At 44.9% G+C, this 21,335-nt stretch carries 20 protein-coding genes; 8 read left to right on the top strand and 12 right to left on the bottom strand.

The annotated features are described in order from the left end of the window. The first annotated feature begins 65 nt into the window (after positions 1-65). Entirely contained in the window at positions 66-896 is an 831-nt protein-coding gene (rnc, locus tag HXT57_RS01515; RefSeq protein ID WP_116994885.1) for a ribonuclease III, read from the top strand. A 515-nt stretch (positions 897-1,411) separates the two neighbouring features. On the opposite strand, the gene rpmF is transcribed toward rnc, so the two are convergent. From rpmF to HXT57_RS01485, 6 genes are all read right to left on the bottom strand, one after another. Beyond that, positions 1,412-1,606: a 50S ribosomal protein L32 gene (rpmF, locus tag HXT57_RS01510; protein WP_004574042.1), complete on the bottom strand. Its 195-nt coding sequence runs from the start codon at positions 1,604-1,606 to the stop codon at positions 1,412-1,414. A 184-nt stretch (positions 1,607-1,790) separates the two neighbouring features. After that, complete coding sequence (locus tag HXT57_RS01505) at positions 1,791-2,477, bottom strand: YceD family protein (RefSeq protein ID WP_421783627.1); 687 nt, start codon at positions 2,475-2,477, stop codon at positions 1,791-1,793. A 2-nt stretch (positions 2,478-2,479) separates the two neighbouring features. Then, positions 2,480-3,517 carry a hypothetical protein gene (locus HXT57_RS01500; RefSeq protein WP_004110279.1) on the bottom strand — a complete coding sequence of 346 codons (1,038 nt, stop codon included), beginning with the start codon at positions 3,515-3,517 and terminating at the stop codon, positions 2,480-2,482. A gap of 15 nt (positions 3,518-3,532) precedes the next feature. Next, a complete protein-coding gene (gene coaD / locus HXT57_RS01495) occupies positions 3,533-4,081 on the bottom strand; it encodes a pantetheine-phosphate adenylyltransferase (protein ID WP_012913867.1) in 549 nt (182 codons plus the stop codon). A 126-nt stretch (positions 4,082-4,207) separates the two neighbouring features. Then, positions 4,208-4,537 (bottom strand): DUF3039 domain-containing protein, encoded by a 330-nt coding sequence (locus HXT57_RS01490; protein WP_004110275.1) that lies wholly within the window; start codon positions 4,535-4,537, stop codon positions 4,208-4,210. Between the two features lie 234 nt (positions 4,538-4,771). Continuing rightward, a complete protein-coding gene (locus HXT57_RS01485) occupies positions 4,772-6,109 on the bottom strand; it encodes a nicotinate phosphoribosyltransferase (RefSeq protein WP_421783625.1) in 1,338 nt (445 codons plus the stop codon). A gap of 471 nt (positions 6,110-6,580) precedes the next feature. Here HXT57_RS01485 and cysS point away from each other — a divergent pair, with 471 nt between their 5' ends. The 7 genes from cysS to trmD all read left to right on the top strand — a co-directional run bounded on the left by cysS (position 6,581) and on the right by trmD (position 13,481). Continuing rightward, the gene (gene cysS / locus HXT57_RS01480; RefSeq protein WP_116432045.1) at positions 6,581-8,218 is read left to right on the top strand and encodes a cysteine--tRNA ligase; all 1,638 of its coding nucleotides are present in this window, start codon (positions 6,581-6,583) and stop codon (positions 8,216-8,218) included. Between the two features lie 88 nt (positions 8,219-8,306). Beyond that, on the top strand, positions 8,307-9,977 hold the full coding sequence (ffh, locus tag HXT57_RS01475) for a signal recognition particle protein (protein ID WP_004110266.1): 1,671 nt from the start codon (positions 8,307-8,309) through the stop codon (positions 9,975-9,977). Further along, positions 9,974-11,149, top strand: a complete 1,176-nt coding sequence (locus HXT57_RS01470) for an endonuclease/exonuclease/phosphatase family protein (RefSeq protein WP_004110263.1) — start codon at positions 9,974-9,976, stop codon at positions 11,147-11,149. Before ffh ends, HXT57_RS01470 begins: the two co-directional genes overlap by 4 nt. Positions 11,150-11,265: 116 nt before the next feature. After that, positions 11,266-11,736: a 30S ribosomal protein S16 gene (gene rpsP / locus HXT57_RS01465; RefSeq protein ID WP_033888579.1), complete on the top strand. Its 471-nt coding sequence runs from the start codon at positions 11,266-11,268 to the stop codon at positions 11,734-11,736. 2 nt (positions 11,737-11,738) lie between these two features. Beyond that, positions 11,739-11,972, top strand: a complete 234-nt coding sequence (locus HXT57_RS01460) for an RNA-binding protein (protein ID WP_421783623.1) — start codon at positions 11,739-11,741, stop codon at positions 11,970-11,972. Position 11,973: 1 nt separating this feature from the next. Then, complete coding sequence (gene rimM / locus HXT57_RS01455) at positions 11,974-12,573, top strand: ribosome maturation factor RimM (protein ID WP_033888578.1); 600 nt, start codon at positions 11,974-11,976, stop codon at positions 12,571-12,573. 41 nt (positions 12,574-12,614) lie between these two features. After that, a complete protein-coding gene (gene trmD / locus HXT57_RS01450) occupies positions 12,615-13,481 on the top strand; it encodes a tRNA (guanosine(37)-N1)-methyltransferase TrmD (RefSeq protein ID WP_004110250.1) in 867 nt (288 codons plus the stop codon). 37 nt (positions 13,482-13,518) lie between these two features. Here trmD and rsmD read toward each other — a convergent pair whose 3' ends face one another. The 6 genes from rsmD to rpmB all read right to left on the bottom strand — a co-directional run bounded on the left by rsmD (position 13,519) and on the right by rpmB (position 21,316). After that, positions 13,519-14,103, bottom strand: coding sequence for a 16S rRNA (guanine(966)-N(2))-methyltransferase RsmD (gene rsmD, locus HXT57_RS01445; RefSeq protein WP_103013810.1), 585 nt, complete (start codon positions 14,101-14,103; stop codon positions 13,519-13,521). Between the two features lie 254 nt (positions 14,104-14,357). Further along, entirely contained in the window at positions 14,358-15,782 is a 1,425-nt protein-coding gene (locus HXT57_RS01440) for an MFS transporter (RefSeq protein WP_004110247.1), read from the bottom strand. 118 nt (positions 15,783-15,900) lie between these two features. Beyond that, a complete protein-coding gene (locus HXT57_RS01435) occupies positions 15,901-16,839 on the bottom strand; it encodes a nucleoside hydrolase (RefSeq protein WP_033888576.1) in 939 nt (312 codons plus the stop codon). Positions 16,840-17,159: 320 nt separating this feature from the next. Next, positions 17,160-18,308 carry a PfkB family carbohydrate kinase gene (locus tag HXT57_RS01430; protein ID WP_033888575.1) on the bottom strand — a complete coding sequence of 383 codons (1,149 nt, stop codon included), beginning with the start codon at positions 18,306-18,308 and terminating at the stop codon, positions 17,160-17,162. Positions 18,309-18,597: 289 nt separating this feature from the next. Beyond that, positions 18,598-21,018, bottom strand: a complete 2,421-nt coding sequence (locus HXT57_RS01425; RefSeq protein ID WP_421783621.1) for an ATP-dependent DNA helicase RecG — start codon at positions 21,016-21,018, stop codon at positions 18,598-18,600. A gap of 103 nt (positions 21,019-21,121) precedes the next feature. Next, entirely contained in the window at positions 21,122-21,316 is a 195-nt protein-coding gene (gene rpmB / locus HXT57_RS01420; RefSeq protein ID WP_012913853.1) for a 50S ribosomal protein L28, read from the bottom strand. Positions 21,317-21,335 lie beyond the last annotated feature (19 nt).

Here is a 21,335-nt window from a genome sequence, read left to right as displayed (position 1 = left end):
TCGCAAATGCGAACGCGAAGCTTAAAAGCGCTTGTGTTGGTAGTAGGACTATAATAATACGTGCTATGAAAACTCAGAACAATCAACAGAATATGCAGAATATGCAGAGCAAACACAATCAAAATAATCAAAACAACTCGCATGTGCAACACAACGAAGATGGAGTTTTGAGATTAGATGGCGGTGAAACACGTCCTGGAGACCCAACACAGGAACTTTTAAACGCTTTAGGCACAACTATTTCGCCGGATCTTTTGGTAGAAGCACTCACCCACCGCTCGTTCTCGCACGAGCATCCTGGCACACGAAATTATGAGCGACTTGAGTTTTTGGGCGATGCTGTGCTTGAGTTAGTTTCTACAGAAACGCTGTTTTCTGCACACCCAGACATGACTGAAGGTCAGCTTGCGAAGATGCGAGCGAAAGCTGTGTCTGAATGGGCGCTTTCTGCTGTTGCGCGCGAAAAGCTGCATGTTGGCGCGTATATTCTTCTCGGTCGCGGAGAAATGGAGCAGGGCGGAAATAATAAAGATTCAATTTTGTGCGATATTGTTGAAGCACTTATTGGTGCAACTTTTGTTGAACATGGAATTGATGAAGCTCGCAGAGTTGTGCATCGTTTGATTGACGACACTTTGGCGGAAGTGCTAACTGAAGGACCAGCTCTCGATTGGAAGACTTCGCTTACTGTCAAAGCTCACGATATGGGTTTGGAAGATCCAGAGTATCGAATGGCTGTTTCTGGGCCAGAATACGCTCCAGTATTTGAAGCTCGCGCGGTTTTGGCACATAAGGATGGCGACGAAGTGTTGGGAGTCGGAAGTGGCTCTAGCAAACGAAAAGCGCAACTCGCAGCCGCCGAAATCGCTTGGCACGCACTCGACGCGCGTAAGTAACTACGAACTTTACCTGATTTGCGAACTTTGTCATCGATACTTCGAATACGATAAGCGACTATCAATCAAAGAACGCTAGCAGTATTGCTCTGCCATCACTACAGCAAAAATAACTACCGCACCACAAAAAACACTAACTATTTTCTGAGTAGTGAGGGGTGGGTGTTGCTTGGTCGAGCAATATAAAAGCGGAGCGATAGCAATATCTTTTTGATAAATAACTATTTTTGAAAGAAAGTAACTAAAAAACTAAACTTAACTATGCAACCGCTAAGTCCAAATAAGGTATAAGAGCGTAGCGCTGTCCTCACGGCTAATTGCCGCTCGGCTGAGCTTGCGTGGAAAGTCCACTGGACTTTCCATCTGAGCAAGCTCACGCTCCGAGTTGCTTTCGCGAGCACAATGCTGCGCGAAAGCAGGTCGTCGCGCAAGCAACCCCACCCCTCACAGCCACAATACGCAAGAAAAAGAAAAACCCTGCCACCCGTCGATGGCAGGGTTTCTATTAATAAAACCTACTTGGTGTGCTCGGAGCGAATAGCTTCACGATAAACACGACCACGGAAGGTTCCGCAAGATGGGCAAGCCATGTGTGGGAATGCCTGAGAACCGCAGTTCGGGCAAGTCACAGTCTGCACGGCAGACGCCTTCCAATTAGCGCGACGCGAATGCGTATTAGCACGCGAGGTCTTGTACTTAGGCAGTGCCATAATTCTTTCCTCTATTTCATTCAATCGATTGAGCTTAAGCGTTCTGTATATTACAGCAAGCGCCGTACAAATTGCTAATTTACGTGAACTTGAGTGAGATTTAAGCGAAATCTGTTTTGCGCAAAAGCTCGCGCTCTAAGCGCTCGCTACGAAACTCGCGTTGGAAGTCCACTGGACTTCCAACCTAAGCGAGTTTCCGCTCCGAGTTGCCTTCGCGCGCTAAATCGCAGCGCTCAGGCAGGTCGTCGCGCTTTTCATTCTGCTCAAGCTGAGCTTTCAAATCCTCTAAAGCAGCAAAACGAATATCCGTAACGTCATGATGATGATCTGGATGCTCGTTTAAGTTTTCGCCACACTGAGAGCAAAGTCCGCGACAATCCGGCTCACACAACGGTTGCAACGGCAGCTCACTTACCATCGCGTCGCGAATAAGAGCCTCAATATCCGCAAAATCACCACCCGCAACTAGAGGATACACATTGCCTGACTCGTCATTTTCATCCCAAATTTGCGATTCAGCTTCATCCGCATCGCCACGAGTATTGCGATTATCCGAACGATTAGAACGCGAGTCAGCATATGGAAAGAATACGCACACATCCACTTTCCAATCGCGACGAAGCGGCATCAAGCATCGAGTACATTCTGCATGCACCGGGGCAGTAATACTGCCCTGAAACATTAAGCCGTCAACCACAGCATCAAAATCGCCATCAACCATAACATCACTGCCTGGCTTTACGCCAATAACGTAATCTCCAATACCTTCCGGCGCCGGAAATACGCGATGCAACGACATGCTACTACCAGCGCGCGCAGCCATTTGCGCTACTGGAACAGCCCATGGTGATTGGGATGGATGCGAAGCCATTACTAATTCCTTTCCTCTTCATCATCGTCATACAATGATGAGCTAATGTCATTTTGTACGTGCGCTGCAGCTCGACGACGATCTTCCAACACTCGCTGACCCGCTTGCACATCTTGTTCTAATTTATCTAGCTGCTGCTTTAAGCCTTCCATAACAGTCGCGCAATACTGATCCGCACCTTGCGTAAGCTTGTCTGATTTTGCTTGCGCAGTAGCGAGAATATCGCGAGCTTTCTGTTTTGCTAAAGCCGTTACGTTTTCTTGACCTGCTAAAAATTGAGCACGCTCTTGCGCTTCTTCAATTATTTCTGCAGATTGAGATTGCGCTGAAGAAACAATAGAGCTTGCTTGTGCTTGCGCTGTACGCAAACGTCGCTCTGCTTCTCGCATTAACGCAGAAGCTCGCTCCAATTGCACAGGAAGCATATCTTTCAAACGCGCTAACTGGTCAACGAACTCATCGCGATCAATTTTTACCATTCCTGCAGCAAACAAAACATTCTTGGCTTCCGAAAGAGTTGCTTCCATTGCGTCAATAATGTCGTAAACTGTAGTAAATTCAGCGCGGCTCTTTGAACGCGCTTCATCGCTTATTGTTTCTGCAGCTACTTTTGAAGTTTCAGATTCATTTTCCTCAAAGTCGATAACGCCACCATCTTCTCGCTCTCGTAAATCTGGAAGAGGGAAAGGAGAAAATGATGCTGGCGAAGAAGCTGCTTTGCTATTTTTCTTGTTCTGATTTGCACTATCAACGCCATTATCTCGCACATCTTCCGCAGCAGAAACACTTCCAACTGCCGCAACAGATGACGTTTCTGTATTGTCAGCATCTGCATCAACTAATAGGTCGCCTTCACGAGCACTTCGCACGTCGGAATGTGTTGTATTTACAACGCCGTCTTGAGCATCTTCTTCATCTGCGAGAACCGGATGTAATGGAAGCTTTTGATTGCGATCAACTTGCACTTCACGCTCCATCGTGTCGTCTCCTTCACTAGATAATCCAGAAGTCACGTCAGTAAGTTCATTTTTATTTGTCATCTTCTACTCTCCTGTTCAATTGTTCAGCATAGATGAATTATTATCTACGCCTAATGATTGCTCACTAAAAAGCTTTTTTAATAAGGGTATTACGTTATCTGGAACCATGCCAGTAACATTTCCCCCATGACGAGCAACATCTTTAACCACAGAGCTTGAAACATGCTCAAGCACAGGATCAGCAGGTAGGAAAAGCGTTTCGATACCTGCTAATTTGCGGTTCACTAGTGCCATTCCAAGTTCTGCCTCATAATCACCGTTTTGACGTAAGCCTTTTACGATTACTGTAGCACCAACTTTTGTACAGTAGTCAGTAATCAAACCAGCTGTTGAAGTTACTACTATTTTGCAATCGCGATTGAAGCTATTTTGAGATTGCGGCAAATTATTTATTGCTTCTTGAATAATTTTTACGCGCTCAGATTCAGAAAATAACGGAGTCTTTGCGGCATTTACCGCAACTAGCACATGTACTTCATCAAATAGATGCGTACAACGTTGTATTACGTCTAAATGGCCGGCAGTGACTGGATCATACGAGCCGGGGCACACAGCTATAGTCATGCTTTTAGATTATCACCCATTGCGCTCAGAACAAAAATATATTAAAAAATAGCGTTACTTTTATCGTTAAAGATAGAAGTAACGCTAATACGCAATATAAACTACTTAAATACGCAGCATAATTACTTAAAAATTAAACTTTCCTAATTCCTCGTATATGCGCTTGCATTCAGGGCAAACTGGGTAGTCATTTGCTTCGTGTCGAGGAATCCACACTTTACCGCATAAAGCTACCACTGGTCGACCAGTTAAGCGCGACTCTTCAATTCTGTCTTTTGACACATAGTGCGCAAAACGATCTGCATTACCACCATCATCTAGACGAGCATCTTCGTCAACTTCTGGACGTTCTAGAACAGAAGTGCTTGTGCCGGAACCAGAATCTGGATCTGCGGATTGCGAACCAGATTCCATAACAGCATCTAACGCATTATCTGCTTCTAAAGATGAAAACATATCGCATCCTTTCGTAACGCATTGTGTAACGAATTTCGTAGCGCACTAAAATTTAATTGAATTTTATTAGCAAAATCAAGCATAAAGCATTATCGCAACAAACGCTCAAAAAAGCTGTCAGAAACGTTAGTCTTTACGCATGAATTATTTACGAATTATTCGCGAAAATTATTTGCGAATCTTATTTAGTTATTTAGTAAAGTTTAGTTTTAAAAAGATTAATTTATAGTACTTTTACAGTACTTGAATTTCTGTTGGTATTGCAGGGTCTCCGCGCATCAAACTTTGCGCAGCCAAAGGCAGTCGCTTCAAAGCAGAAGCGCAATAATCCTGTGCGCGCATAATCGCATCGTGACCCATAAACTGTTCGTCAGCTTCACCGTCGACCATGTAATCAACTAGCAGATTTTCCCACGAATCCTTAGGCTTAAACTGAGCGAGCGCAACTTCCGAACCAGAAATCACGCGTTCGCAATCAGCTACACCGCAAGAATCGTTGCTGTAATCGTATGAACGATACGCCAACTTACGTCCAGGCACAGTCGCTTTATTCTTAGAACGCTTAGCAACAGGTTGCATTACACCATCTGCTCCCTCGCGCTCAGTAAGCTTATAAACCATTGCGCAAGTTGGAGCACCGGAGCCGGTTACAAGCATTGTGCCGATGCCGTAAGAATCCACAGGCGCATTTTGTAAGGAAGCAAGAGCATACTCGTCCAAATCATTAGTAACTGTAATCTTTGTGTTTTTAGCACCCAACTCGTCGAGCTGATTTCTTACGCGACGAGCCAAAGCGCACAAATCTCCAGAATCAATACGAATTCCACCAAGATCAGGGCCTGCAACTTCCACAGCTGTCTTTACAGCTTCCTCAATATTATAAGTGTCAACAAGAAGCGTAGTGCCTTTGCCAAGAGCGGCAATTTGAGAAGTGAAAGCGTCACGCTCAGTGTCGTGAACAAGAGTAAAGCAGTGAGCTGCGGTTCCGATTGCCTTCAATCCGTAAAGTTTTGCAGCAAGCAAGTTTGCGGTTCCCTTAAAACCGCCAATAACCGCTGCGCGAGATGCAGCAACTGCAGAATATTCGTTTGTGCGACGGCCGCCCATATCCGTGCAAGGACGACCTGCGGAGACAGAAACCATACGTGCTGCGGCAGACGCAACCGCGCAATCATAATTAAGCACAGAAAGAAGCACAGTTTCAAGCAAAGTGCACTCACCAAAAGTGCCTTCTACTTGCAAAATTGGCGAGTTAGGGAAGAACATCTCCCCTTCGCGATAACCGGAAATTTTACCGTGGAATCGGAAATTTTCCAGCCATTCAATGGTTTCTGCGCTAACAATTTTACGATCACTTAAGAAACGCAAATCATCTTCCGAAAGATGGAATTTTTGCAGCTCTTCCAAAATGCGACCCATGCCGGCAACGACTCCGTAACGACGACCTTGAGGCAAGTGGCGCGTAAAAATTTCAAAAACGCACTTGCGATTTGCAGTGCCGTCTTTAAGAGCAGCGTCGAGCATAGTGTATTCATACATGTCCGTCATAAGAGCAGATGAAATCTCAGCCATGATATTCCTTTCAGTAACGAACAAAATAAAAACTAGTTACTAATTACCAATTCTTTGGGAGTGGCGTATTCGCGCGAGTAGTTAATAAGTATTCGCAACGTAACACTGGAATCATATTAGCTCTATCTACTGAGCTTGTTACTTGGCTGATACTTGGGCTGTGTGGGAAACAGCGAGCGCGACGATATACCTGAGCACTGCGCAACGGATAACGCTCCAAATGCGAGATAAGTTCCCCACATTTGGAGTGCCAAACCACAAGCTCGCACTATAAGCACTCGCTTACGAAACTCGCGTTGGAAGTCCACTGGACTTCCAACCTAAGCGAGTTTCCGCTCCGAGTTGCTTTCGCGCGCGCTGTGCTACGCTCAAGCAGGCCGTCGCGCCAACGCGAGAAAAGTTGCGCACGTTTGGAGTAATAGACAAAGCAATGCCAAATCGCAGTATAAAGAAGCATTTATAATAGCAATTATGCTTAATAAGAGTTTGAACGAAGAGACTGCAAAAGTTACTAAAGCCGCAGAAAACCTGCACTTATACAACACGGCTTCACATTCAACGAACACTTTCGTACCTAAAAAGCATGGTCAAGTAGGCATGTACGTGTGCGGCGCAACAGTGCAAAGTTCTCCGCATATTGGTCATATTCGCGCAGCGATCGCATTCGATATAATCCGTCGCTGGATGCTGCGTTTAGGATACAAAGTCACGTTTGTTAGAAACGTCACAGATATTGACGACAAAATTATGAAAAAAGCCAACGAATCAGGGCAAAATTGGTGGGAACGAGCATATATTTACGAGCGCGAATTTACAAAATCCTACAATACTTTAGGAGTGCTTGCGCCAACAGTTGAGCCACGCGCAACAGGTCATATTACAGACATGGTTGAGCTGATTGAACGCTTAATCGAACGCGGTCACGCATATGTTATTAAAGACAATGACGGAAATCCTACTGGAAATGTTTATTTTGACGTGCCAAGTTGGGAGCATTACGGCGAATTAACGCACCAAAATCAGAACCAAAATGAAACTTGCGCAGATGAAGCCGCAGCTATCGCAGACGCGAAAGGTCCAAGCGTAGACGCTGCCGAAAACGATATTTACAATCCAACAGATCCTGCAGATGCTTCACCAGACAAACACGATCCTAGGGATTTCGCACTTTGGAAAGCACCTTGCGATTTCGATCAGCCGGATGCGCGCTGGAAAACTCCTTTTGGCGAGGGACGCCCTGGTTGGCATATTGAATGCTCTGCTATGAGCCATCGTTATCTTGGAAATGATTTCGATATTCACGGAGGCGGCCTGGATTTGCGTTTCCCTCACCACGAAAACGAAATGGCACAAACGCGTGCTGCTGGATGGGAAAGCGCCAATGTGTGGATGCATTCAGCATGGGTTACCGCCAAAGGTGAAAAAATGTCAAAATCGTTGGGAAATGGGCTTTCCGTACCAGTAGTTTTGGCAAATAATTCGGCTTGGGTTGTGCGATATGCTTTGGGAGCAGTGCAATATCGCGCAATGTTGGAGTGGTCTGACCAAGCTTTGGTGGAGTCAAAATCGGCTTATGATCGCATTATGAACTTCCTCGAGAGAGCTGACAGATTGCTTGACAAGAAGCCAACTTGCGAAGAAGTGCGCTCTGTTAACGCAGACGAGCTTCCGGAAGATTTCACTCGCGCTATGAACGATGACATTAACGTTTCTGGCGCAATCGCAGAAATATTTACTACAATTCGTCAAGGAAATACTCTTATTGACGACTGCAGCAAAGATTCTTCACAAGCACAAAGCGAAAGCGTACAAAAGCTCATATATTTCGCTGTTTTGCAAGTGCGAGCTATGTTAGATACTTTGGGCTTGGATCCTTACGCAAAAACGTGGGCTTCGAACGATAATCAATCGCCTGCAGAAGGCTCAAACGGCAAGGAAAGCAAAGAACACTCAGCTTTGGACTCTTTAATTACTTTGCAACTTAAAGCTAGAGCAGATGCTAGAAAAGCAAAGGATTTTGCTACTGCAGATGCTATTCGCGACGCGTTAAATAACGCAGGAATTGTAATTGTCGATACTTCGCAAGAATCATCTTGGCATTTGCAATAAACGAAAGTAACGCAAAAGTATTAGTTAGCAAATCAAGTTAGCAATTGCACAAAAGTTACGTTAGCAACAACAGGTAGAATGGAAAACTATGGCAGCATTTAGTTCGTTAACAGACCGCCTTTCCAATGCTTTTAAGCATTTGCGCAGCAAAGGCAAGCTATCAGAATCCGATATTGACGGCACAATTCGCGAAATTCGCCGCGCACTTCTCGATGCAGACGTTGCGTTGGAAGTAGTCCGCTCATTCACTGCTCGAATTCGCGAGCGCGCTCTTGGTGAGGAAGTTTCGCACGCTTTAAACCCAGCTCAGCAAGTTGTGAAAATTGTAAACGACGAGCTTACGCAAGTATTGGGCGCAGGTGTAGATAGGCAACTTAATTTTGCGAAGTATCCTCCAACTGTAATTATGCTTGCAGGTTTGCAAGGTGCGGGTAAAACTACGCTTGCTGGAAAGCTAGGCTACTGGCTGAAGGATGCAGGCCATACTCCTTTGCTTGTAGCAGCAGATTTGCAACGACCTAATGCAGTCACGCAGCTGCAAGTTGTTGGCGAGCGCGCAGGAGTTCCTGTATTTGCTCCAGAAAAGGGCGTGCAAACAGGCGGAAGCGCGATTTCTTTGCCATGGTTCACTAAAGGCGACCCAGTTAAGGTTGCGCGCGATTCTATTAATTATGCGCGCGAAAAAATGTATGACACTGTGATTATTGATACCGCAGGTCGTTTGGGTGTTGACGAAGAGCTCATGAAGCAGGCACGCAATATTCGCGATGCCGTGCAACCGCAAGAAGTGCTGTTTGTTATTGATGCAATGATTGGTCAGGATGCTGTTCGCACTGCTCAAGCTTTTAACGATGGCGTGAACTTTACTGGCGTTGTGCTTTCTAAGCTTGATGGCGACGCTCGAGGCGGTGCTGCACTTTCGGTTGCAAGCGTTACTGGAAAGCCGATTTTGTTTGCTTCTACAGGTGAAGGTTTGAAAGATTTTGAAATCTTCCATCCTGATCGAATGGCTTCACGCATACTCGATATGGGCGATATTTTAACGCTTATTGAGCACGCACAGAAGCAGTTCGACGAAGAAGAATCGCGCAAGGCTGCTGCAAAAATAGCTGAAGGCAGCTTTGGTTTGGATGACTTTTTGGAGCAACTTCAGCAAGTTCGTAAGCTTGGCTCAATGAAGAAGCTTTTGGGCATGATGCCTGGAATGGCTGCCCACCGTCAAGAGCTTGAGCAGTTTGACGATAAGGAAATTGACCGCACTGAGGCGATTATTCGCTCTATGACTCCTCAAGAGCGTAGAAATACAAAGATTATTGACGGATCTCGCCGCGCGAGAATTGCTGCCGGATCAGGTGTGAGCGTTTCGCAAGTTAATGCACTTTTGCAACGTTTCGAACAGGCTGCAAAAATGATGAAGCGAATGAGCGGTGGAGCTGGAATGCCTGGCATGGGCGGCATTCCTGGATTCGGTGGAGCCGGCAGTAAGTCGAAGCGCAAAGACAAGAAAGGCAAGAAGAAGGTCGGAAAGTCCGGAAATCCAATGCGCAGGGAAGCTGAAGAGCGCGCGTTGCGTGAGCGTCTTTCTGGCGAATCTACTAGCGACGATGTTGCAGGTTCTGCTTTTGCAAAGCCACAGCAACCAAATCTTCAGAATCTTCCTGAAGGACTTAAGGAACTTATGAATTCCGAAGACGCAAATCAAGATAATCAACTGCCACCTAACTTTGGCGGCGGATTAGCTGGCTTATTCGGTCGATGATTTTAGTATTGGCGTTTTTGTGGGTTATATTTGTGCCGCTTCTTTTGTGGCAGCTGATGCGTTGGCTGCCAGCAGGTGCGGATAAATATAACCCACTTCCGTATGTTATTGCGTTGCTTCCACTTGCAACTTACGTTGTGGGAGCACTGTTTTTGTGTAATTTTGGCGCTTTTTTGCTGTATACATGCTGCGCAGAGAAAGTAACGAAATCGCTTAATTTAGCACAATCTTACGCGAAATCTTACGGATATTTATGCGTTGCTTACGCTGCGCTATTTTTGATTTCGCTTAAGTCGCATACGCCGTACTGGTTTGAAAGATTGCGTAGGTTGCACGAAAGCAAATCGTCGCGCAAAAGCTGCAAGGAACGGCATCAAGAAATACGCGTGATGACTCTTAACTGCAGATACGGAAAAGCGAGTGCATCCGAAATAATAGAAATAACGAAAAAATATCACGTAAATACGTTACTTTTACAAGAATTAAGCGAGTCTTTAGTAAAAAATCTTGAAAAACTTGGAATATACGAAATTTTTCCAACTTCGTGCGTAGGTGCGCAAAGTGAGCATAATAACGGCGGATTCAACGCTATTTTTACGCAATATTCCGCGATTTCTACTTGCAATAATTCCGTAAAAATTGAAGCTGCAAGCGTACCAAGCGTTACAACTTGCTTAGATTTTGGTGCAAATGAAAAAGTTTTGGTGAAATTTGCTTCTGCACATCCAAAGTCACCGATGCGTGGGTGTGCTGCTTGGAGTAATGGAATTCGCGCACTTGCGACTATTGATTCTACTACTGATTCTTTCGCCGATTGCACTAACGAATGCGCTGACGAATCTACTTCGAAAACTTGCGATTTAGCAACTCTTACTATTGTTACTGGCGATCTTAATTCCACAGTCGACCACCCAAGCTTTCGCTCGCTTTTGAAATACGGATTTACAGACGTTGCGCTTTCGCTTGGAAAGCGTCTACGCACATGGCCTACATGGCTTAAGTGGCCAAATCTTACACTTGACCATGTGCTATTTTGCGCAAAAAACTGTAAATCTAACGCACTATGGCAAAAGAATGTAGTTGTCGACGGCACTGATCACTTAGCATACATCGCAGCAATCGGCCTACAATCACTAGATAAAAACGTCCAAGCGCGCAGGCATAATAGATAAGTTATTCGCGTGAATCGGCGCCCTCTTCCCGACCACGTGAGGAACATGTGGAAGCTCGCAAGGAGTGCCCCACACCCGAACGAAATTCCACGACTCTAGTTATAAGGAGAGCCATTTTGGCAACCAAGATTCGTCTTAAGCGATTGGGCAAGAAGTTCTATGCCTTCTACCGTGTAGTCATTTCTGATTCACGCAACAAGCGCAACGGTCAGTCCATCGAAGAGATCGGCGTTTACGATCCAAACAAGCAGCCATCTATGATTCAGATTGATTCTGAGCGCGCACAGTACTGGCTTGGCGTTGGCGCACAGCCAACCGAACCAGTGTTGAAACTCTTGAAGATCACTGGTGACTGGCAGAAGTTCAAGGGTCTCGACGGTGCCGAAGGCACGTTGAAGACTTCTGAAGCTGGTCCAGACGCACAGGCTCGCGTTGAAGCTGTTGAAGCTGAAGCTCAGAAGCTGAAGGCCGCTAAGTCTGAAGCCGCTGCTAAGGCTCAGGCTGCAGCTGAAGCCGCTGCAAACGAAGCCGAAGAAGCCCCAGCTGAAGCTGCGGAAGCTGCCGAAGCCGAGGAAAAGGCTGAGTAATCATGCTGGCTCAAGCTGTTGAACATCTCATTAAGAACATCGTGGATTTTCCAGATGACGTGTCGGTACGTTCTCACGAAAATGCTCGCGGCGAATTGCTTCGAGTACGCGTGAATCCTGAAGATATTGGTCGCGTTATTGGACGCAATGGTCATACCGCTAATGCAATTCGCATTGTTGTGCAAGCTTTGAGCAACCACAATGTGCGCGTTGACATTATGGACGTACGTAAGTGAGATGAACGTGGCATTAGACCAACAATCTTTTGACAACCCTCAGCAAAGTCGTAATGACCTGCTGAGGGTTTGTCGTATCGGTAAAGCCCAAGGTTTAAAAGGCGAAGTTACTGTACAAATTTTTACAGATGAGCCTTACGAACGTTTTGAGCCAGGAAATGTATTGTGCACTGCAGACGGCGAGCGCGAGTTCGTTATTGAGAACGCAAGAACATTCAAAAATCGTTGGATTTTACTATTCGAAGAATCACAAAATCGCAACGATGCGGAAGCACTTAATGGCACTGAATTGTATGTGCATGCGGAAGATGCGCAAGAACTTGCTGCCGAAAATGCTTGGTATATTAAGGATTTGGTCGGTTTGCAAGCGCGTTTGTGCGAAGAAAATCAGCTTGGGCTTACTCCTAAAATTATTGGAAAAGTCGTGGATGTGCTCGACGGCGCGCAATCGTTACTGAAAATCCGTTTAGATCATCCGGTTGACGAAGAACATAAAACAGCGCTCGTGCCATTTGTTGAAGCTATTGTGCCGGAAGTTGACGTTGCAAACGGGTATTTGACTATTAATCCTCCTGGCGGTTTAATTCCGGGGCTTTCGTAGTTTTCATAGTTTTATCAGTTTTCGTAGTAGAGTGCCTTATGATGGACATCGATATTATTTCCGTATTCCCAGAATATTTTCGCATGCTAGACCTAAGTTTGTTAGGCAAAGCGCAAAATAATGGTTTATTGCAAATTCGCGCATACAATTTACGCAAATGGACTCACGATGTGCATCAATCTGTTGATGACACGCCGGTTGGCGGTGGTGCTGGCATGGTTATGAAACCTGAGGTTTGGGCGGAATGCTTAGACGAGCTGCTTAGCTTGCCAAAATCTGAAGTAAAAAATACGTGCGATACGTGCGATAGTTGCGAAGAAGCAAAAATCGCGACTAATAAAATAGACTCAACTAAACCAATTCTTATATTCCCGAACCCTTCTGCCCCACTATTTACGCAAAAAGACGCAACAGAATTAAGCAACGCAAATCATTTAGTATTTGGATGCGGCAGATACGAAGGCTACGACGCTAGGATTCCAGAATATTACCGAGCGCAAGGAATTGACGTACGCGAGTATTCAATTGGCGATTACGTGCTAAATGGCGGAGAAGTTGCAGTAAGCGTTATGCTTGAGGCAATTACACGCTTAATCCCGGGGTTTATGGGAAATCCTGAGTCGATTGTTGAAGAGTCGTACACAGGCTCGGACGCACTTTTGGAACACCATCAATACACGCGTCCAACTACTTGGCGCGGTATAAGCGTTCCGGAAATACTCACTTCCGGAAATCACGCCAAAGTTGATCGTTTTCGTCGAGATGAAGCTATATCTCGTACAAGCGAAATTCGACCTGACTTGATTAAAAAATTGGACTGCCACAAGCTAGATAAATCGGATCGAAAAACGCTTATGTCGCTCGGATGGGAAGTTTCCGGCGAACATCCGCGCAAAAACTGTCAATAGTTTCGAATCATTTTAGAAACAAACGCAGAAAATCAAATCAATCGCGCTTAGGCTGAATGAACAGCACGGAAGTTTCTCCGTAATTACGCGTATCAAACAGCTCCCAGCCCTCAGGCATAGTCGGCAAAACACTTCGCGCGCTACGCTCCAACACAATCAACGTATCCGCAGAAACGCTCGCAACTCCGCTCGCAATCATCGAAGCCAATAAACTTTCGCAATCCGCAGTTTCGTAAGCATAAGGCGGATCAATAAAAACCAAGTCAAACGCTTCCCCACTATAATCCGCAACGAACTGCTCCGCGCGCTTTCGAAGAACCCTCATAGAAAGCGCAGAATCCCAAGCCTTTGAACTCTGCAACGCTTTCGACGTACGAAGTATCAGCGCAGCCGCTTGCGAATTTGCTTCAACAGAAACAAGCTCACGCGCGCCACGAGATAGCGCCTCAACTCCTAACGCACCTGTGCCGGCGAATAAATCAAGAACGCGAGCATTGTGCATAACATCCCACGAATCGAGCCTAGAAAATATCGCTTCTTTCGTGCGATCTGTAGTAGGTCTTGTACACGACTGCGCTGAAGTAAGCGGCAAAGATTTAAAACGTCCAGCAATAATGTGCATTCTTCTAGCTTATCCTCCCCCTCCCGACAGTCATTGTTACTCAATGCGATTTTGTGATTATTTAGTATTGTCTATGAGTTTTAAACACATTTGTTGGAGAATTTACTGGCATTTGTTTTCGGTTTCGATACTCGCTTTACAGCTGTGTAAAGGAAGTGTCGCGCGCAGAAAGCAAAAAGCGGCAAAGCATAGGAAATCCTAGCTTTACCGCTTAATTTTATTCACTTAAGATTACGCAAACTCACGCGTCAATCTTACTTATTTACTTCTTCAGGATTCGGGATTAAGAAGGAGCAAGCAAACGCAAGCGCAAGTAACACAATGCCCGCAACCATCGAAGCCATGTATCCGCCTGTTGCACCATTAGTTCCTGCAACATTCGTCATCACAGCGTAAAGAATTGCAAAGCTTAAGCCAGCACCCAAGTTAAAAGCACCAGCGTTCATGCCTGGCAAGTATCCTGGATTATCCTTTGGAGAAAGCACAATACCAAGTCCGTTAAGCATAATGTTTGCAACACCTGCGTAGCTTACGCCCAAAGCCAGCGAAAGCGCAACCAAAGACCACACCGATGGATTATTAGCAACATACATACCAAACACAACGCCAATCACACTGACAATAATGCCAGCACGAAGTACCAAACGGTAACCAAACTTGGCAGCCAGCATACCAGCCACAGGCCCAAACAAGAAGCCAATAATTGCGTAAGGCGTCAACGTTGCAAAGCTCACCACGTCAGCACCCAAGCCAGCACCAAACTTAGCATCCTGAGCAAGCTGCGGCACTACACCATTCATCAAAGCAAAAACGCCAGTCATGGTAAGCAGCGTGCAAGAAAGCAAGCCCCACGTGCGACGCTGCTTCATGTAATGCGTCGAAACCAAAGGAGCAGCAATCTTTCCTTCAATTCTCCAGAAAATCGCGAAGAAGATTACAGCCACTACCACAAGGCCTGCAACCATAGTCAAGTTAGCATTTGCAAGCTTATCAATTTCATTAATAGCAAGATATGCTGCAAGGAACGCAATACCAAGCGTCACAACGCCCAACCAATCCATCTTTGAAGTTTCCTCCGCATAAGATTCTTCAGCAGCAACAATCACCATAATCACTGCCGCTACAGCAATACCTGCCATAGTCCAGAACACCGAACGGAAACCAAACTTTCCAGCAAGCCAACCGCCAAGCAACGCATCAACGCCAGCAATACCACCGTTTACAGATGTCAAAATTGCCATTAGCTTTGCGTAACGCTTTTCTTCAGTTACGCGCACGCGAAGCATAATCAAGCACATCGGCACTACAGGACCAGAAGCACCCTGCAAAATACGTCCAAGCATCAAAATATTCACATCTGGAGCAAGCGCAGACACTACGCAGCCCGCAATCGTTGAAATCAAAATGCCAATAAGCACCTTCTTACGACCGACTAAATCAGATAAGCGCGGCAAAAACAGTGAGAATAAAGCAGCAGCAGTAAAGAACACTGTTTGAGTTAAGCCGATTTGCGTATCGGTTGCGTGAAGCTCTTTTGTCATTGTTGCTAATGCTGGAGAAAGCATTGAAGCGTTGAGCTGGAAAGCAAAAATAGCAACGAGTAGCGCCGTCATTAACGCAACAATTGATCGCCCACCCTTGTCTAGCATGGAAGGCGTTGGAGATGAAACTTCAGTCATAATAGCCTCATATCAAATTTCGTATAAATTTTATTTTCGCGCAACTTTGCCGCTTTATTTTCTTTCGGTAAATTTGCAGTATTGTTGCGCAAAATATCGTGAATAATTCTAGTACAAATCAGCCGATACGCTTCAGCGCGTCAATAATCAAATCCCAGAATTTATCGAAATCAAGTTTGGTTGCAACTTGCGTATGGCATTCTTCTGCGGATGGTTCTGGTCCGCGCAAATCTGCAACGGTCATACCAACTGTTAATTCGCCCTTAATTTCAACGTCTACAGGGCAGCGACGAGTAGCCACCACACTGTGGTCAATCAAATAAGCAATCGTGCAAGGATCATGAACTGGCGGATCAATAAAGTCTTGATTATCCTTATACGCTTTACGGAAGAAGTCCATCAAACCGCTAGCAAACGCAGAAAGAGGCGTGCCAATAGCATTAATCTTTGCTTGCACTTCAGGAGTGCAAAGTGCCTGATGTGTCAAATCAAGACCGACCATAGTAATAGGCCAATCCTCATTAAACACAACATGCGCAGATTCTGGATCAACCTTAATATTAAACTCAGCAACCGCGCTCCAATTACCAACGTGATATCCGCCGCCCATGAGCACAACTTCCTTCACACGTCTTACGATTCGTGGCTCAAGGCGCACTGCCATAGCAATATTGGTGAGCGGACCAGTTGGTACAAGCGTAATCGTGCCAGGTTCGTTGCTCATAATCGTATCAATAATCCAATTTACAGCGTGGCCTTCGTCCAATGGTCGCGTTGGTTCTGGAAGCGTTACGCCGTCTAAGCCGCTTTCGCCGTGCACGGAAGCCGCAACTTCCAGAGGGCGGACCATTGGTCGGTCGCAGCCTGCGTGAACTGGAATGTGAGTTGCACGAGCCATTTCGAGAGTTGCACGCGCATTATACGTGACTTTTTCAAGGCTTTGGTTGCCGCCAACTGTAGTTACGCCGAGCAACTCAATATTTGGGTTACCAAGTGCCAACAGAATAGCCATGGCGTCATCATGGCCAGGATCGCAATCTAGGATGATTGAAGTCATCATTACTCCTTCGTAGATAACTAACTTCTTGTTAATAACTTACGTAAATAGTTTTCAGTTATTTTTGCTATTACGTTTGCTACTAACTGCTGTTAATTTATGCGTAAATTGCTCTATGATCCATGCTCGTACGCCACTACGCATTTCGCTGCACATACGCTCCATTGCATCATACAACACTAATTACCTAACATTTGTTTATATAACTAAACAAATGACTAATAACAAGTATAGCAGACCTACTATTGTATGCAAGAAAAATTTACAAGATTAATTCGTAAATTAAATAAAAGAAATAAAATCAGCGCAAAAAGCACTAATTAAATGCGCTCATGAATATTCGTCATGCGTTGAGAAATAAGTTCTGGATTAAACAACTCATGTACAGGCTGCATAGATTCAGTATTCAAAGCTGCAGCAGCAACCGCAAATCTGCCAGTTTTTGAAGAATCAAATTCGTTATATCGCGCGTAAATAAGCGCCGCAGTAGCAGCATCGCTAGAACCGTTGTCGTTGCCGACTGCTTCAACACCAACATTGCTATTTCCGCGAGTTAGCATCATTCTCTGGACGCGCTTAACTGGGACAGGATAGAACGACACTCCCTCATCTGCAACACCATAAGCAACTCCTGCGCGACCGGCATTTACAAATACACGTTTTACTCCACGCTTGAGAAGCACATTCGCACAGCGAATTGCAGAACGCTCGTCAACAGCATTAACGCCAGTTAAAGCCTGCGATTCAGCAGTATCTAAAATAAGAGTGTCAATACGAGACAATCTAGAAAGCACTCGAGGAGCTTTTGCATCCGTAATTGCACGAACAACAATAGGACGGCGATAACGGTCACATAGCCACTCAATTGACTTTTGCGGAATATTAGTATCCAACACCAAAATATCAGCATTTTCAATAATGGACATGCGCTCACGCAAAAAATCAGGAGTCATATGGTCGTAAATACTCATATCGTCTAAAGCAAGCAAACGCTGACCAGAAGCGTCACCAACATACATGTACGAAGCAGTCATCGACTCAGGAAGTTGCTTCGCATAACCAATATCTAAGCCGTTTGCAGCAGCATCAATGCGGAAAAGCTCTCCGTTGTGATCGCCACCGTAGACAGAAACCATGCTTGTGCGAATATTAAGACGTTCCAACGCGACTGCAATATTCCTTCCAACACCGCCTAGCATATAGCGCACACGGGAAGCATTAGACGTGTAATCCATCAAATCTCCGCAAGCAATGCCAAGAACATCCATGCTAATTCCGCCAACAACAGTCACATAACTTGGAGGAGTAACAATATATCCCTTACCTCGTAAATATCCTTTGCGAATTAAATTGGAAATATGAGCAGCCACACCTGAACGAGTAATTCCTGCGAGATTTGCAAGTTCCTGTTGGCTAATCATCGGGTTTTGTTGAATCCAAGTCAAGATTTGTTGTTCGCGTTCGGTCATTGTCGCCTCATCTCTATTGTGATTACAAATGATGCCTACTATCTAGGATATTCACAATTCTCATAATATGCACGTAAATTTATGTAATTTTGTTGTTTTTTTATATTATATCCAACAAAAGTTGATATTAATTATCAATTAAAAATAGTTTCTTACCGTATTTTTTACTAAATTAAGTGCATAAATATGCAATAATTTTTTCTTTATACTTTTTTTATAGGATAATTTATTCATACAATATTGTAATCTTTATAAGATATTTTGCGCGCAAATTCAGAACTTTAGAATTTTAATTGCTTACGATTTGCGCACTTCCACCTCTCGTAAAATCAAGCACTGCACCTGCAAGATACGGCAACGAAACAAGATGAGTGTCTTTTTGCAAAGTCTCCAACGCATCTTCACGAGCCATAGCGATAATCTTTGCATCCTTAACAACTCGCAAAATCTTCAAACTCGAGCGACCACCCGACTGCTTATCGCCAAGAACATCGCCAACATTGCGCAATTCCAAATCTTTCTTAGCAATTACGGCACCATCTAGCGAATTTTCAACAACTTGCAAACGTTCTTGAGCAAGACTTCCATCCTCAGTTTGCGCAACCAAAAATGCCCAAGAATTCGTGCCACCACGCCCAACACGTCCACGCAACTGATGCAATTGCGCAAGACCAAAACGATCCGCGTCAAAAATCACAATGCAACTCGCTTGAGGCACATCAACACCGACCTCAATAACCGTTGTAGCTACAAGAACTTGCACATCTCCGCGCGCAAAACGTTCCATCGTTTCGCGTTTCGTAGCATCATCGTCGCGACCAGTAAGCTTAGCAAAAGTAACGCCTTTAAATTGCGGCAAAGCTGAAAGCCGCTTCAAAATGCCGTTAACTGTATGAAGTTTGCGCAAAGAATCTGCGTTATTTTCTTCAGATTGATTAGATTGCACAGATTGCGAAACATCTTCAAAACCTTCAGATTCATCGCTATCAAAATCCCTACCAAAATTACTAACAGAAGCACTACCAGAATCCCTACCAGAATCCTCATTAAAATCATCATCAATATGCGCGCAAATAACATACGCACGCTCACCTGCATCAATGCGAGCACGAATATGCGCAAACATTCTCGCCATAGTATTCGCATCCGATTCTTGCACAACAAAAGTGCGAATAGGTTTTCTACCTCCAGGCAGTTCAGTTAAATACGAAGCATCCAAATCACCGAACCACGTCATAGCAGCAGAGCGCGGAATAGGCGTTGCAGTCATTACTAAAAGATGCGGTGTAAAAGACTTTTCAGCACTATTATGCGAATCTACGCTCATTTTGCGCAACAAAACATCGCGCTGCTCAACACCAAAACGATGTTGCTCGTCAATAATTACCAAAGCTAAATTAGTCGGCTTAAAAGTCGACGAGAACGCTGCATGAGTTGCAACAATAAGCGAAGGCTCTCCACTTGCCACACTCGCTAGCGCACGTCTGCGATCCGCAAGTCTCATGCCGCCAGTTACGACGATTACAGGCACTTTTAGATTCGCGCGCGCAATCATTTGGCGCAAATTTTCGGCATGTTGAGACGCCAGAACTTGAGTAGGAGCCACAAGCACAGCCTGATAGCCTGATCCAACTGCCTCGAGCATTGCAGCGAGCGCAACAACTGTTTTTCCGGAACCAACTTCACCTTGAAGCAAGCGACGCATCGGATGGTGCTCACGCATGTCACGTACAATCTCATCAATTACATCTTTTTGACCTGCAGTAAGCTCAAACGGCAAACTTTCCACAAATTCATTTCTTATAAGAGAATTATTACAAGATTTTGCTTGATTATCTTTAGAATCTTCACGAGATCGCAATACAGCTACTTGGGAAATAAAAGCTTCTTCATAGCGCAACGAGTCAACAGCTTTATAAAATTCGTCAACTGATTGCGGATTATGAATTGAGTATATTGCTGACGCTCTAGTCATGAGGTTACGTTTTTTTAGCACTGATTCAGGCGTAATATTTGGGATTTGCAGGGATTCAGTAGCGCAAGATGCGGAAGATGCGGAAGATGCGGAAGATGCAGAATCTTCAGAAAGTGCAGACAGCATAGAAAGTATTGTTTCGTGAATATGCTCACTAGAGATTCGCGAATTTGCATGATACACGGGCATAGGAGCGCTCATACGCGCCAAACCATCTTCCACGCTTCTTACAGTATCGCGAGATTGATGCAAGCTATCGCTTTCTTCTGCAGCAGATACAGTAAGAATTTGAGGATGCATAAATTGCAATTTACCATTAAAAGCGCTAGACATGCCGCCAACAACAACCATTTCGCCAACATGCATCTTTGCGGAAAGCCACTGAGCGTATTGACGATTTTTAGAAAAATAAATAAGCTGAGCTACCACTTGCATATCTTGCAAAACGTTAATTTCGATTCTAAAACCGCGACGAGCGTTCATAGGCACAACGTTAATTGACTGAACTTGCGCATAGAAAGCCACTTCTTCGCCAATTTTTACATCTTTTAAGTTCGCAATTCTCAGTGGACTTGTGACTCTAAATGGGTAGTAAGTTAGCGCGTCTTTGACTGTGACTATGCCCAAAGATTTTAATGCAGAAACGCGTCGCTTATTGCTGATTATTGCACAAAGCGAAGTATGCATTTTGGCTGAGTTCGTGGGCGTATTTAGCATATTTCGATTATAAATCATTCGCAATCAGGAATATAACGTGCGCACGAAAAAATATGCAAATACAAAAAAGCCCCGAGCAACACTCAGGGCCTTACAATTTAAACGCAATACAATGCGCGAATCACGCCTCAACGCGCTGAACCTTGCCAGCCTTAATGCATTTCACGCACACACGAAGGCGAACGTTCTCGCCATCAATGGTGGTGCGAACCGGCTGAAGGTTCGGGCGGAAGGTGCGCTTATTGCGGATATGCGAATGTGAAACAGTGAAACCAGTCTGAGGTCCCTTGCCACATACTGCGCAACGAGCTGCCATAATTGGACTCCTATTTTCT

Origin of the sequence: Gardnerella sp. KA00771 (assembly GCF_049244045.1) — a bacterium.
GTDB classification, from domain to species: domain Bacteria; phylum Actinomycetota; class Actinomycetes; order Actinomycetales; family Bifidobacteriaceae; genus Bifidobacterium; species Bifidobacterium swidsinskii.
This window is presented reverse-complemented; position numbering and strand designations above follow the sequence as displayed.

Bases quoted from the DNA above. Each gene is read 5' to 3' on its own strand.
- HXT57_RS01435 (WP_033888576.1), bottom strand. From the start codon at position 16,839: ATGACTTCAATCATCCTAGATTGCGATCCTGGCCATGATGACGCCATG.
- rpmF (WP_004574042.1), bottom strand. From the start codon at position 1,606: ATGGCACTGCCTAAGTACAAGACCTCGCGTGCTAATACGCATTCGCGT.
- trmD (WP_004110250.1), top strand. From the start codon at position 12,615: ATGGACATCGATATTATTTCCGTATTCCCAGAATATTTTCGCATGCTA.
- ffh (WP_004110266.1), top strand. From the start codon at position 8,307: ATGGCAGCATTTAGTTCGTTAACAGACCGCCTTTCCAATGCTTTTAAG.
- HXT57_RS01470 (WP_004110263.1), top strand. From the start codon at position 9,974: ATGATTTTAGTATTGGCGTTTTTGTGGGTTATATTTGTGCCGCTTCTT.
- HXT57_RS01505 (WP_421783627.1), bottom strand. From the start codon at position 2,477: ATGGCTTCGCATCCATCCCAATCACCATGGGCTGTTCCAGTAGCGCAA.
- HXT57_RS01460 (WP_421783623.1), top strand. From the start codon at position 11,739: ATGCTGGCTCAAGCTGTTGAACATCTCATTAAGAACATCGTGGATTTT.
- HXT57_RS01425 (WP_421783621.1), bottom strand. From the start codon at position 21,018: ATGATTTATAATCGAAATATGCTAAATACGCCCACGAACTCAGCCAAA.
- HXT57_RS01440 (WP_004110247.1), bottom strand. From the start codon at position 15,782: ATGACTGAAGTTTCATCTCCAACGCCTTCCATGCTAGACAAGGGTGGG.
- HXT57_RS01490 (WP_004110275.1), bottom strand. From the start codon at position 4,537: ATGTTTTCATCTTTAGAAGCAGATAATGCGTTAGATGCTGTTATGGAA.
- rsmD (WP_103013810.1), bottom strand. From the start codon at position 14,103: ATGCACATTATTGCTGGACGTTTTAAATCTTTGCCGCTTACTTCAGCG.
- rpmB (WP_012913853.1), bottom strand. From the start codon at position 21,316: ATGGCAGCTCGTTGCGCAGTATGTGGCAAGGGACCTCAGACTGGTTTC.
- HXT57_RS01430 (WP_033888575.1), bottom strand. From the start codon at position 18,308: ATGACCGAACGCGAACAACAAATCTTGACTTGGATTCAACAAAACCCG.
- HXT57_RS01500 (WP_004110279.1), bottom strand. From the start codon at position 3,517: ATGACAAATAAAAATGAACTTACTGACGTGACTTCTGGATTATCTAGT.
- coaD (WP_012913867.1), bottom strand. From the start codon at position 4,081: ATGACTATAGCTGTGTGCCCCGGCTCGTATGATCCAGTCACTGCCGGC.
- rimM (WP_033888578.1), top strand. From the start codon at position 11,974: ATGAACGTGGCATTAGACCAACAATCTTTTGACAACCCTCAGCAAAGT.
- HXT57_RS01485 (WP_421783625.1), bottom strand. From the start codon at position 6,109: ATGGCTGAGATTTCATCTGCTCTTATGACGGACATGTATGAATACACT.
- rnc (WP_116994885.1), top strand. From the start codon at position 66: ATGAAAACTCAGAACAATCAACAGAATATGCAGAATATGCAGAGCAAA.
- cysS (WP_116432045.1), top strand. From the start codon at position 6,581: ATGCTTAATAAGAGTTTGAACGAAGAGACTGCAAAAGTTACTAAAGCC.